The organism is Herbaspirillum sp. DW155, from assembly GCF_037076565.1.
GTDB lineage: Bacteria > Pseudomonadota > Gammaproteobacteria > Burkholderiales > Burkholderiaceae_D > Herbaspirillum.
In genome coordinates this window covers 4,827,607-4,840,825 of record NZ_AP029028.1, presented here as the reverse complement: position 1 = coordinate 4,840,825, position 13,219 = coordinate 4,827,607, and the positions used below count along the sequence as shown (strand labels likewise).

The window sequence follows — 13,219 nt, the reverse complement described above, 5'->3', positions numbered from 1 at the left end:
GAGGGTATTGACCGTTTTTAGCAATATCCTGGCATTGTAGCCAAATACGTGCAGAGCGCGATTGGCTAAGCTGGGCGCTCACTGCTTCTGATCAAATCCGGCTCCGATGACCCAGCCCGTGCACGCTATCCCCTCCGATGATCCCGATGATCGCCGCCCTGCCCAGGGCCGGGCCTGGCTGATCGTCGGCATTCTTCTGATTGCCGCCAATCTGCGGGCGCCGGTCACTGCCGTGGGGCCGTTGATGGGCTTGCTGCAGCAGAGCTTTGCGCTCTCGGCCGGTGCGGCGGGCCTGATGCTGAGCTTGCCGCTGCTGTGCTTCGCGCTGGTGTCGCCGCTGGCCGCGCGGGTGGCACGCGGCCTCGGTCTGGAACGCACCCTGCTGCTGGCCTTGCTGTTGATCGCCGGTGGCATCCTGCTGCGTTCCTCCGGCTCGGTGGCGGCCTTGCTGGCCGGCACCGGTCTCATCGGCTGCGGGATTGCCGGCGGCAACGTGCTCTTGCCCAGTCTGCTCAAGCGTGACTTTCCCGATGACCTCACGCGCATGACCGCCATCTATGCCCTCACCATGGGCGGTGCATCCGCGCTGGGCTCGGTCTGTGCCGTGCCGCTGGCGGCCGGCCTGGGCTGGTCTTGGGCGTTGGTCTCTTTCGTTGCGCTGCCATTGGTGACGATGCTGGCCTGGCTGCCGCAATGGCGGAGCGCGATCCGCCCGACCAGCGCTCCCGTGCGGGCTGCTTCGATGTGGCGCCAGCCGCTGGCCTGGCAGGTGACTTTCTTTCTGGGGACCAATTCGCTGGTGTATTACGTGGTCACGGCCTGGCTGCCTTCGATCCTCGCGGCCAATGGCCATAGCGCCGTGGAGGCCGGCAACCTGCATGGCCTGATGCAGCTGGCCTCGGCCCTGCCGGGCCTGCTGCTGGTACCGCTGGCCCCGCGCCTGCGTGACCATCGCCCGGTGGCGGCAGGCATGTCGGCCGCTACCGTGCTCAGCCTGGCCGGCCTGATCATCTGGCCGCAGGCTTCCATCGTCTGGGTGCCGCTGTTCGGATTCGGCACCGGCGCGGTGCTGATCCTGGGCCTGGCCTTCGTCGGCACGCGCGTCTCCACGCCACCGCAGGCGGCGGCGCTGTCAGCCATGGCGCAGTGCGTGGGTTACCTGCTGGCGGCGGCGGGGCCTATCCTCATGGGGCGGCTGCACGATGTCAGTGGCGGGTGGAGCGTGGTCCTCATCTTGTGTGCCGGTGCAGCGGTGTTGATGGGCGTGCTGGGATGGCTGGCCGGGCGACCGGGCAGGGTGATCGGGGCGACAGCATAGAGGGCGGCAGCCGCGACTGGCAAAAACCGGCGGCTTCGCGGATGATGGCGGCTGCATCGTGAACGTGCGATCTGCTGGCCGCTGTTTTCGATCTCATCCTGCTGCCCGTCGACTTTCTGCTAATGCTCACCATGAACGAATCGCTGTTTGCCCCGGTAGACCTGTATTGCGAACGTCTCAGCACCGCCTTCTGGGCTGAGCCCGTCAATGCGCTTTCCAATCTCGCTTTCCTGCTGGCCGCGTTTTGCCTGTGGCGCTTGCCGCTGCCCGATGGGCGCGGCACGGTGGCGATGTCACGGCTATTGACGCTGATGGTGGCCGTGATCGGCGTGGGCAGTTTTCTTTTCCACACCTTTACCGTGCGCTGGGCATTGTTTGCCGATGTCATTCCCATTTCGGTCTATCAGGTGCTGTTCCTGGCGTTCTACCTGCGCAAGGTGGCGCGCTGCGGCGGGCTCGCGACGATGGGCTGGGTCTTGTTCTTCTTTGTCGTCACCTATGGGGTGGGCATGCTGCCGGAGCAGTGGCTCAATGGCTCGGTGGCGTCATATGGATCGGCCTGGCTGTTCATTGGCGGACTGGGTGTGTATCACTGGCGTATGCGCAAGGTAGAGCCCATGATCCTGCTGCTGGCGGCAGGGGTATTTACGCTGTCGCTGGTGTTGCGGTCGCTTGATATGGTGGCTTGCCAGTACGTCAGCATCGGAACGCACATGTTCTGGCACGTATTGAATGGCGCCGTGCTCTATCTCACTACGCGGGCCTTCATTCTCAATGCAGGGGGATTTGATAAGCGAGCTATGGATTGAGTTATCTGCATCGTCGCTTCTTTTTTCCTGCCGCGTAGTTGCGATTTTATAACGTCAATATGATGACAGACCGTCTGGAAAGTCCTGTGGTCAACGCTTGTTCCACGAGGAAAACATGGTTTTTCTAACATCATGAGCGACGTTTAGACGATCCGTTCGTCATTCTTTTGTCAGCATCGGATGCGAGCATTCAGATGAAAGGAGCTCGCCATGCATCGCAAAGGAAAGACTTATTCCTGGCTCAGCGAAGAGATCGCGCCTGCCGAAAGAACCGAAGCCTGGCAGACAGCACTATGCCGTTCGTATCAGGAGTGGGCCTTGACGCAAGCGGTGTCGCCGGATTTTCGGGCTCATCTCGTCAGACACGAATTCGATGATCTGTCGCTCATCAATACGATCTGTGATCCCTGCGAGGGAAAGCGCGATCACCAGACAGTCAAAAGGGATGACGATATACATATCGGCATACAGCTTTCGGAGAGCGGCAGCGAACGTTTTCATTCTGCCGGACACAGCCTGGAGGTCGGGGCCGGTGACCTGATCGTATGGACCACCGCCAACGCCACCCGTTTCGAGGTGACGCGGACCTTGCACAAGCTCACGCTGATGCTGCCATGGCGCCTGTTGCGAGAGCGCTTCCCCGGACACAAGGAGCCGCCATGCGGCGGCCGGGTGGAGAGCCGTCACGGTATCGGCTACCTGCTGGCCAACCACATGCGGGCCATGGCCAGCGAGCTGCTGCAGCTCGAGCACCATCTGCTGGGGGCCGCCAGCCGCTCTCTGCTGGAGCTGGTTAATGCCCTGCTGCACCATGATGCGCGGGCGGCCGGCGACAATGCTTCCGTCAAACGGCAATTGATCCAGGAATATATTCTTCGCCACCTGCATGACGACGCGCTCAGTCCGGGTGTCATCGCCTCTGCCCATCAGATCTCCTTGCGCCAGCTGCATCTGCTTTTCCAGCATGAAGACATGGCGGTGTCCCGCTTCATTCTGCAAAAGCGTCTGGAAGCCTGCAAGAACATGCTGAGCGATCCCGCCTTCAATCATCTGCAGATCTCGGAGATCGCCTACAGCAAAGGCTTCAACTCGATGAGCCATTTCTCCCGCGTCTTCAAGCTGGCCTTCGATTACACGCCCAACGAATTGCGCCGGCTTCTGGCGCAGCGTCTGAACAGAAAATGAGATGTCCGCATCCGAGTCATCATTTCGTGAGATCGCTGCACTCAGAGGCAACACTGCTGCGCTCTCGGGCAAGAAGTTGGCGGCTCTCGCTGATAGTCTTCTGCGGGGGCTATTCACTGCAAAGAACCAGTCTCACCGATCAGCCTGCGATGGGCTGGCAGGCATTTCTCGCAGCTCTTGCAGCTTCTTGACTGGCGTCGCCGGGAGGAAGGCGCGACGCGCGCATACCGTTGTTCGGCGCAGTCCTGCTCTCCTCTTTCATGTGGATCAGCCCCGGTTTGTCCAACAATAACCCGGGGGTAGTGTGAAAAAATTCCGTGATCTGAAGATCGCAAAGAAACTCGTCATCTCGTTCGGCCTGATCTTGATCTTCACAACCTGCATCGGTGCGTTCTCGCTCTGGCAGCTTGATCGTGTGCACGCGTCGGCCGATGAACTGGCAAGCAACTGGCTGCCCAGCATCAAGACCTTGGGCGACATCAAGCTGCTGTTGGCGCGGCTGCGCAGCAACGAGGCGCAATTGATCGTCTATGCCACCGATCCTGCGCTGACGAAGACGCTGCGGGGGCGCACGCAGGATGTGCTCAGTGATCTCAAGGCGGCCCTTGAAACCTATCAGGGTCAGATTTCCGAGCCCGAGGAAAAAGCCGTCTATCCGGATGCCAGCCGCCGCATCGACATGCTGTTGCGTCAGCATGCTGAATTGATGGAAGCACTGGAAGGCGGCCGTCCCGACAGGGCCGCTTCCCTCTTTGCGGGCGACTCTTCGGATGTCTACTTTTCTCTGCTCAAGGACTTCTCCGTCCTGGCCGACGTCAATCGCCGCGGCGGTGACCAGTCCGCTGCGCAGACGGCCCGTATCTATGGGCAGTCGCAAACCTTGATCGCTGCTGCGCTTGTCGCCGTCCTCTTGCTCGGAGGCGCGCTCTCGGTGATCGTTGCGCGCGCCATTGCCGCACCGCTGAGGCTGGCGGCCAGGATCGCCAATACCGTGGCTGCAGGCGACCTGCGCACTGACATTGCCCTGGCCGGAAAGGATGAAACCGGGGAGGTCATCGCTGCTCTGCGGCACATGAATGGAAATCTCCGGGAAATCCTCAAGGGCGTCAAAGGCGGTGCGGACAACGTGGCCACGGCATCGCAGCAGATTGCCAGCGGCAACATCGATCTGTCGGCGCGCACCGAGGAGCAGGCCAGTTCGCTTGAGCAGACCGCCTCGGCCATGGAGCAGATCACCGGCAGCATCTTGCAGACCACCGCCAACTCGCAGCAGGCCGATGCGCTGGCCGTGAATGCGTCGGCGGTGGCGGGGCAGGCGGGCGAGGTCGTCCAGAGCGTGGTCTCCACCATGTCCGCGATCAGGCAGGCGTCGGCACGTATCGTGGAGATCATCGCCGTCATCGATGGCATTGCCTTCCAGACCAATATTCTCGCGCTCAATGCGGCAGTGGAGGCAGCGCGTGCCGGCGACGAGGGACGGGGATTTGCGGTGGTCGCTGCCGAAGTGCGCAGCCTGGCACAGCGCTCGGCAACGGCCGCGCGCGAAATCAAGGACCTCATCGACAATACGGTCGAACAAGTTGGCGTCGGTAGCGTGCTGGTCGAGCAAGCCGGGACGACCATGCAAAGCGTCGTGGCAAGCGTGGAGCAGGTGACGGCCATCGTGGCCGACATTGCCCGGGCCAGCGATGACCAGAGCAAGGGGATTGCCGAAATCAATTTGGCCATCGGGCAGATGGATGGCGTGACCCAGCAGAATGCGGCACTGGTGGAGGAGGCCGCTGCGGCTTCACAGGGATTGCAGGATCAGGCCGTGGTTCTCTCCACCTTGGTGGGACGGTTCCGGCTTCCGGCCGAACCGCAGACGGTACCTGCTGCGCAGGAAGCGGGTGCGGCATGAGCAACGGCAAGCCAGAACGGCCGGTGCCGCTGTCTGAAGAAGCGCTGCGCCTGATCGTCAGCAGCACCATCAGGCTGGCCGAAGACCTGGATCGGCTGCGCGCGGTCTTCGAGAGCGCCACCACCAGTTTGCCTGCCTCTGTCGCAGATGACTTCGAACAGGAGCTTCATTGTTTGATCGGGCAATGCTATCGGCAGGCGGAGGATCCACGCGAATTCCAGACGTGTGTCGATGTGCTCGGTGAGATCGGCCCTATCCTGTTCGTGCAAAAAATCTTGTGGAGCGAAGACGTCACGGAGATGGCGATGGCCGCCTCCCTGCACAGACTCGTGCCCGGCCTCAATGTCCTGGTGGAAAAATATCCCGCTCTCTTGATGCGCAATGCGCATGGCGCGCTGCGCAAGCTCAAGAAAGGAGGGGAGAGTGGCTGACGCGTGCGTTGCCCCTGCTCATCCCTTGCTTGCCCGGGCCCGCGCCGGGCGTGTGCCTTCGAGCGTCCCGCCCTTGTACGGCACCCGCCCCGAGGGCACCACCACGGCGGCCTTCTGCACGTGTCCTTCCTGGTCGTCAAAGAACATGTGCGCACCGAAGGCCTGCAAGACCTCGGCCTTGTTCAGGCCGCCGAGGAAGAAGGCTTCATCCACCGTCACATTCCAGGTCCGCAGCGTATGGATCACGCGCTGGTGCGCGGGACTGTTGCGGGCAGTGACGATGGCGATGCGCACCGGGCACTCCCTGGGTGGAAATTGTTTCTGGATCGCCGACAAGGCCAGCAGCAGCTTGGCGAACGGGCCTTCCTTCATGGCTTTCTTGCGATGGCGCTGCTCATGGCGGGTAAAAGCCTCCAACCCCTTCTCCGCAAAAATGCGTTCGGACTCCGCCGAAAACAGCACGGCGTCGCCGTCGAAGGCAATGCGGATCTGCTTGTCCGGTGCGCTGTAATCCAGCGGGGCGGCATAGAGCTGGGCGGCGGCCACGCCGGCATCGATGGCTTCCTGCACGTCGCCGGTATCGCGTGAGAGGAAGAGGTCGATCTTGAAGGCCTGCAGATAGGGCGCCGTCGGCCCGCCGCCGGTGAAGGCGGCGCGGCTGATGTCGAGCTTGTGGGCGGCAATGGCATTGAAGGCGCGCAGGCCCGTGTCAGGCGTATTGCGCGAGATGACCACCACTTCCACCAGACGGCGTTCCGGGATCAGTTCATTCAACTGCAGCAGCGCCTTGACCAGCGGGAAAGCCGTGCCGGGTTGCAGCGGATCGTTCTCGTGATCGCGCTGGTATTGCGCATAGGCGTCCACGCCCTGCTGGTCGTAGATGGCGTTTTCCACTTCGAGGTCGAAGAGGGCGCGTGACGAGATTCCAATGACGAGCTTGTCCGAGAGATCGTAGGGCATGCGGCACATCCAGGGCGGAAAAGCCCTGATTGTAGAGCCTGTAGCGCGACCCGGCTGGATCAGTGCGGCGATGGCGCAGATATTCGTATTCTTGATGTCTGGAGCGAACTGCTGCATATATCACAATAAGTGCTTCTATCTGCGCGCAATGTTCGCCAAACGGGGGTGTTACTCCCGGTAAAGAGAAAAAATCGCATTGCCCCGTTCAAAATAAATTTGTATGATGACCGGATAACCTGACTATAACGACCGCGAGACATCCATGTTTCAGAAGATCCCCGCACAGGCGCTCAGCGATTCTGTGGCCAGGCAATTACTGGACAACATCGACGCCGGTGCTTTCCCCCGCGGCAGCAAACTGCCCACGGAAGCGGTGCTGGCGCAGCAGTTCGGTGTGAGTCGTACGGTGGTGCGCGAAGCGATTGCGCGCCTGAAGCATGAGGGCGTAGTCGAGCCGCGCCAGGGCAGCGGTGTGTTCGTGACCGAACAGGCCGGCATCAAGCCGCTGCGCATCGATTACACCGAGGTCAGTTCGCCCGATGCGGTATTGCAGATCGTCGAGCTGCGCCGCGCCATCGAAGCCGAAGTGGCGGCACAGGCGGCCAAGCGCCGCAGCGCCGAGGACTTGCAGGCCATCGAGGCGGCACTCGCGCAGATCGGTGTCGATGTGGCAGCAGGCGGGGATGGGGTGGCGGCCGATGTGGCCTTCCATCGTGCACTGGCGCAGGCCACGCGCAATCCCTACTTCATCAAGACGCTGGAATTTTTGTCCCAGTATCTGGAAGCGGCCACGGCAGTCACGCGCGGCAATGAAGCACGTTATGAAGATTTCTCGCGCCAGGTGCGCGAAGAGCATGAGGCCATCGTCGCTGCCGTTCGCGCCGGCGATGAAATGGCCGCGCGCAATGCGGCGCAGACGCACATGTTCAACGCGGCACGGCGCTTGAGCCAGGGACAGTCCTGACAGGGATGAATCTCTGGCCCGCATTGCATTAAATGATTTAAAACATTTATAAGATTTAAACGATTTAAACGATTTAAAAGATTTAAAAGATCAGAAGTTTTACGTGATTTGAAATTCTGACGCCGGCCTGTGCCGGCGTTGCATCATCAACCCGGCGCAACGTCCTGCCAACACAAGAGCGGCAGCGGCGCCATCAATGCGGAGGCAATTATGTCCAGGAATGTAGGTGTGATCGGTTTGGGAGCCATGGGTTATGGCGTGGCCAGCTCGCTGTTGCGTGCCGGTTTCAACGTGCATGCCTGCGACGTGCGCAAGGAAGTGCTGGACAAGTTCGCCGCCGCCGGTGGCGTGGCCTGCGCCAACCCGGCCGAGCTGGCCGGCAAGGTCGATGTGGTCATCACCCTGGTGGTCAACGCCGCGCAGACCGAGATGGTGCTCTTCGGCGAGAACGGTGCCGTGTCGGCCATGAAGCCGGGCAGCGTCGTCATCTCCAGCGCTACCGTGGCGCCGGACTTTGCCATCGAACTGGGCAAGCGCCTGGCCGAGAAGGGCCTGCTGCTGCTGGACGCACCGGTCTCCGGTGGTGCCGCCCGTGCCGCCTCCGGCGAGATGACCATGATGACCTCCGGCCCCGCCGAGGTCTATGCCAAGATCGAAGACGTGCTGGCCGGCATGGCCGGCAAGGTCTATCGCCTGGGCGACACCCACGGCATCGGCTCCAAGGTCAAGATCATCAACCAGCTGTTGGCCGGCGTGCACATCGCTGCCTCCGCTGAAGCCATGGCCCTGGGCCTGCGCGAAGGCGTCAATCCGGATGCGCTGTATGAGGTCATCACCCATAGCGCCGGCAATTCGTGGATGTTCGAAAACCGCGTGCCGCACATCTTGAACGGCGACTACACCCCGCTGTCGGCCGTGGACATCTTCGTCAAGGACCTGGGCCTGGTGCTCGATACCGCCCGCCGCAGCAAATTCCCGCTGCCGCTGTCGGCCGCGGCCCACCAGATGTTCATGATGGCCTCCACCGCCGGTCATGGCGGCGAGGATGATTCGGCCGTCATCAAGATCTTCCCCGGCATCGACCTGCCGCCGGCCAAGGCCAAGTAAGTCGTCGTCCCTGCATCTGAATCGAGGAGTATTCATGTCCACATCCCGTCCCTTGCTGGGTTGTATCGCCGACGATTTCACCGGCGCCACCGACCTGGCCAACATGCTGGTGCGCGGCGGCATGCGCACCGTGCAGACCATCGGCGTGCCCAGCGAAATGCCGGCCGTGGCAGCCGATGCGCTGGTGATCGCGTTGAAGTCGCGCACCATCGCTCCCGCTGACGCCATCGAGCAATCCCTGGCCGCACTGCGCTGGCTGCAGCAGCAGGGCTGCACGCAGTTCTTCTTCAAGTATTGCTCCACCTTCGACTCCACCGACGAAGGCAACATCGGTCCGGTGACCGATGCGCTGATGAAGGAGCTGGGCGTGGCCTTCACCATCGCCTGCCCGGCCTTCCCGGAAAACGGCCGCACCATCTATCGCGGCTACCTGTTCGTGGCCGATGCGCTGTTGAATGAATCGGGCATGGAGAACCATCCGCTGACGCCGATGACCGATGCCAACCTGGTGCGCGTCCTGCAGCGCCAGACCGAATCCAAGGTCGGCCTGGTGCGCTACGACACCGTGGCGCGCGGCGCGGCTGCGACGCAGGAGCGCTTCACCGCCCTGCGGTCCGAAGGCGTGAAGATGGCCATCGCCGATGCGGTCTCCGACAAGGATCTGTTCACCCTGGGCGAAGCCTGCGCCGAACTGAAGCTCATCACCGGTGGTTCCGGCGTGGCGCTGGGCCTGCCGGAGAACTTCCGCCGTGCCGGCCTGCTGACTGCGGCCGGTGAAGCCGCGCAACTGCCCAAGGTCGATGGCCTGTCGGTGGTGCTGGCCGGTTCCGCCTCCAAGGCGACCAATGCTCAAGTGGCCGAATGGAAAGCCAGGCGTCCCGCCTTCCGCATCGACCCGCTGGCGCTGGCCCGTGGCGAAGACGTGGTGGCACAGGCGCTGGCCTTTGCCGATGAACGCATCAAGAACGAGCCGGTGCTGATCTACGCAACGGCCACCCCCGATGAAGTCAAGGCCGTCCAGAAGGAACTGGGCGTAGCCAAGGCCGGCCATCTGGTCGAGCAGGCGCTGGCATCGATTGCCGCTGGTCTTAAGCAACGTGGCGTGCGCCAGTTCGTGGTGGCCGGTGGCGAGACCTCGGGCGCAGTGGTGCAGGCACTGGACGTGCGCGCCCTGCGCATCGGTCCGCAGATCGATCCGGGCGTGCCGGCGACCGCCACCCTGGATGAGCAACCGGTGGCACTGGCGCTGAAGTCGGGCAATTTCGGCAGCGTCGATTTCTTCGAGAAGGCACTGCGCTATCTCGACGGGAAGACGGCATGAGCCGCACCACCAACGAAAGCGCGTTGCGCGAAGAGATCTGCCGTATCGGCGCCTCGCTCTACCAGCGCGGCTACACGGTGGGTTCGGCCGGCAACATCAGCGCCCGTCTTGATGACGGCTGGCTGATCACACCGACCGATGCCTGCCTCGGCTTCCTCGATCCGGCTGCCATCGCCAAGGTCAATGCGGCCGGTGAATGGGTCTCGGGCGACAAGCCCTCCAAGACCCTGGTCCTGCATCGCGCCATCTACGACAACAATCCCGAGATGCATGCGGTGGTGCATACGCACTCCACGCATCTGGTCTCGCTGACCATCAATGGCGTCTACAGCGAAGAGGATGTATTGCCACCCATTACGCCGTATTACGTGATGAAGGTCGGCCACATCCCGCTGATCCGCTATGCCCGTCCGGGCGCACCGGAAGTGGCCGAGCAGGTGGCGAAGATCGCCACGCAAGTGCGCGGCGTGCTGCTGGAGCGGCTCGGTCCGGTGGTGTGGGAAAGCTCGGTCTCCAAGGCCGCTTTCGCACTCGAAGAGCTGGAAGAAACCGCCAGGCTGTGGCACCTGGCCGGTGGCCGTGCCACCCCGCTGGAAGAGGCGGCATTGCAGGACTTGCGCGATACCTTCAAGGCGCGCTGGTAAGTAGTAACGCTGGAAAATAGTAACGATAGTTACCAGGCAGCGTCAGCAACCCATCGCAACAACGCGTCATGGTGGCCGGTTTTGGTCCGCCATGCCCCGCTTGCGCCCAACGGAAGGTGGTGGGTGCAAGCGATCGCCAAGCCGGCGCAAGACCGGCCAGTCAATGCCGGCTGTCGTCCTGTTGTGCAAAAACAGGACGATGGTCCGATTGAATCCATAAATTGCCCGTCAGACCACGGGCACCAAGCAACCAGCGGCCGTGCGAGCAGCCGCGACACTCTTAGGGAGATGTAACATCATGACCACCGCAAGCACTACCGGCGTCGGCCTCGACGTCAATGACAAATCCAAGGACGGGCTGTACAAGAAAGTCTTCTGGCGCATCATGCCGTTCCTGATGCTGTGCTACGTGATCGCGTATCTGGATCGCGTCAACGTCGGCTTCGCCAAGCTGCAGATGTCGCAGGACCTGGGCTTTTCCGAGACCGTCTTCGGTCTGGGTGCAGGTCTGTTCTTCATCGGCTACTTCCTCTTCGAAGTGCCCAGCAACATCCTGATGCACAAGGTCGGCGCGCGCATCTGGATCGCCCGCATCATGATCACCTGGGGCATCCTGTCGGCGGCCTTCATGTTCGTGCAGAACGCCACCCAGTTCTACGTCCTGCGCTTCCTGCTGGGCCTGGCCGAAGCCGGTTTCTATCCCGGCATCATCCTCTACCTGACCTACTGGTTCCCTTCGCACCGCCGTGCCAAGGTGATCGCGGTCTTCATGTCCGGCATTCCGGTAGCCGGCATCCTGGGCAACCCGCTGTCGGGCTGGATCATGGATGCCTTCCATCAAAATGGTGGACTGGAAGGCTGGCAGTGGATGTTCCTGATCGAAGCCATTCCGGCCGTGCTGATCGGCCTGGCCACCATCCTGTATCTGGACAACGACGTCAAGAGCGCCAAGTGGCTCTCCGATGAAGAAAAGGCCAGCCTGCAGGCCGACATCGACGGCGACGCCAAGGGCAAGGAAAGCAAGCACGGCTTCGGTGCCATCATCAAGGATGCGCGTGTCTGGCTGATGTGCCTGATCTACTTCTCCTTCGTGATGGGCCAATACGGTCTGACGTTGTGGATGCCGACCCTGGTCAAGGCCACCGGCGTGAAGGGCAATCTGGAAATCGGCCTGCTGTCGGCCATTCCGTTCGGCTGCGCCATCATCGCCATGAACCTGATCGGCCGCAGCGCCGACCGCATGCGTGAGCGTCGCTGGCACCTGGTGATCCCGGCCCTGATGGGTGGCGTGGGCTTCGTCGGTGCGGCCCTGTTTGCCGACAACACCGCCGTCTCGATCGCTTCGCTGTCGCTGGCCGCAGCCGGTGTGCTGACCTGCGCACCGCTGTTCTGGTCGCTGCCGACCGCCTTCCTGTCGGGCGCTGCGGCGGCCGTCGGTATTGCCGCCATCAACTCGGTGGGCAACCTGGCCGGTTTCGTCAGCCCCTACCTGATCGGTTACCTGAAGGACCTGACCCACAACAACGCGACCGGCATGTACATGCTGGCGGTGATGTTGGTGGTCGGTTCCATCGCCACCCTGGCCACCAAGCCGGGCCTGGTCAACAAGTAAGCCAAGCTCTCGTCGAAGCCCGCATGGCTGTGCCTGCGGGCTTTGACGTTTTCTGCACTGCCGGTGATGGCGCCGATCTTTGCGTTGATCGCGCTACACTGGCCCCCTCGTTATCAAGGAGAACCCGATGCTGCGTTTCGCTGCCAACCTGAGCATGATGTACGTGGAACACGATTTCCTGGACCGCTTCGCCGCCGCCGCCAAGGATGGCTTCTCCGGCGTCGAGTTCCTGTTCCCGTACGACTACCAGCCTGAAGAAATCAAGTCGCGCCTGGAGGCCAACGGCCTGACCCAGGCGCTGTTCAACGCGCCCCCCGGCGACTGGGCCGCCGGCGAGCGCGGCATCGCCTCGCTGCCCGGCCGCGAAGACGAATTCAAGCGCAGCATCGAGACTGCGCTGAAGTACGCCTCCGTCATCGGCAACAAGACCCTGCACGTGATGGCCGGCCTGATCAAGCCCGAGCAGGATCGCGCGCGTCATCGTGCGGTGTATCTGGACAACCTGTCCTATGCGGCACACCAGGCTGAATCGGCCGGTCTGACCGTGGTGATCGAGCCGATCAACACGCGCAATATTCCCGGCTTCTTCCTCAATCGTCAGGACGATGCGCAAGCCATCTGCGCCGAAGTGGGCGCGCCCAATCTGAAGGTGCAATTCGATTGCTACCACTGCCAGATCGTCGAAGGCGACGTCGCCGTGAAGTTGAAGCGCGACATGCCCGGCATCGGCCACATCCAGATCGCCGGTGTGCCTGAGCGCCACGAGCCGGATGTGGGCGAGCTGAACTATCCGTATCTGTTGAAGCTGATCGATACCCTGGGTTACCAGGGATGGATCGGTTGCGAATACAACCCGGCCGGTGCGACCTCGGCGGGATTGGGATGGTTGCAGGCACTGGCTGAGCAAGGCCTGACCACGCTGAAGAAGTGAAGGCTTGACGGCTCCGGAACCGGAGCTGCGTGAGATG

General features: G+C 62.2%; 12 protein-coding genes. 11 read left to right on the top strand and 1 reads right to left on the bottom strand.

The window, feature by feature from the left end:
• Positions 1–106 precede the first annotated feature (106 nt).
• The 5 genes from AACH55_RS22095 to AACH55_RS22075 all read left to right on the top strand — a co-directional run bounded on the left by AACH55_RS22095 (position 107) and on the right by AACH55_RS22075 (position 5,643).
• Positions 107–1,318 (top strand): MFS transporter, encoded by a 1,212-nt coding sequence (locus AACH55_RS22095; RefSeq protein ID WP_338716797.1) that lies wholly within the window; start codon positions 107–109, stop codon positions 1,316–1,318.
• A gap of 122 nt (positions 1,319–1,440) precedes the next feature.
• Positions 1,441–2,127 carry a ceramidase domain-containing protein gene (locus AACH55_RS22090; RefSeq protein WP_338716795.1) on the top strand — a complete coding sequence of 229 codons (687 nt, stop codon included), beginning with the start codon at positions 1,441–1,443 and terminating at the stop codon, positions 2,125–2,127.
• A gap of 210 nt (positions 2,128–2,337) precedes the next feature.
• Positions 2,338–3,312, top strand: a complete 975-nt coding sequence (locus AACH55_RS22085; RefSeq protein ID WP_338716794.1) for a helix-turn-helix domain-containing protein — start codon at positions 2,338–2,340, stop codon at positions 3,310–3,312.
• A gap of 304 nt (positions 3,313–3,616) precedes the next feature.
• Positions 3,617–5,212, top strand: a complete 1,596-nt coding sequence (locus AACH55_RS22080) for a methyl-accepting chemotaxis protein (RefSeq protein ID WP_338716793.1) — start codon at positions 3,617–3,619, stop codon at positions 5,210–5,212.
• A complete protein-coding gene (locus tag AACH55_RS22075; RefSeq protein WP_338716792.1) occupies positions 5,209–5,643 on the top strand; it encodes a hypothetical protein in 435 nt (144 codons plus the stop codon). Before AACH55_RS22080 ends, AACH55_RS22075 begins: the two co-directional genes overlap by 4 nt.
• Positions 5,644–5,661: 18 nt before the next feature.
• Here the strand turns inward: AACH55_RS22075 and AACH55_RS22070 are convergent, their stop codons facing one another.
• A complete protein-coding gene (locus AACH55_RS22070; RefSeq protein WP_338716791.1) occupies positions 5,662–6,603 on the bottom strand; it encodes a 5'-nucleotidase in 942 nt (313 codons plus the stop codon).
• Positions 6,604–6,865: 262 nt separating this feature from the next.
• Between AACH55_RS22070 and AACH55_RS22065 the strand changes: the two genes are divergently transcribed.
• From AACH55_RS22065 to otnI, 6 genes are all read left to right on the top strand, one after another.
• Positions 6,866–7,567, top strand: a complete 702-nt coding sequence (locus tag AACH55_RS22065; RefSeq protein WP_338716790.1) for a FadR/GntR family transcriptional regulator — start codon at positions 6,866–6,868, stop codon at positions 7,565–7,567.
• Positions 7,568–7,759: 192 nt separating this feature from the next.
• Entirely contained in the window at positions 7,760–8,674 is a 915-nt protein-coding gene (gene ltnD / locus AACH55_RS22060) for an L-threonate dehydrogenase (RefSeq protein WP_338720386.1), read from the top strand.
• A 34-nt stretch (positions 8,675–8,708) separates the two neighbouring features.
• The gene (gene otnK / locus AACH55_RS22055) at positions 8,709–9,995 is read left to right on the top strand and encodes a 3-oxo-tetronate kinase (protein WP_338716789.1); all 1,287 of its coding nucleotides are present in this window, start codon (positions 8,709–8,711) and stop codon (positions 9,993–9,995) included.
• Entirely contained in the window at positions 9,992–10,639 is a 648-nt protein-coding gene (locus tag AACH55_RS22050; protein ID WP_338716788.1) for an aldolase, read from the top strand. The genes otnK and AACH55_RS22050 overlap by 4 nt, the downstream gene beginning before the upstream one ends.
• 298 nt (positions 10,640–10,937) lie before the next feature.
• Entirely contained in the window at positions 10,938–12,251 is a 1,314-nt protein-coding gene (locus tag AACH55_RS22045; RefSeq protein ID WP_338716787.1) for an MFS transporter, read from the top strand.
• 127 nt (positions 12,252–12,378) lie between these two features.
• The gene (gene otnI / locus AACH55_RS22040; RefSeq protein WP_338716786.1) at positions 12,379–13,182 is read left to right on the top strand and encodes a 2-oxo-tetronate isomerase; all 804 of its coding nucleotides are present in this window, start codon (positions 12,379–12,381) and stop codon (positions 13,180–13,182) included.
• Positions 13,183–13,219: the final 37 nt, after the last annotated feature.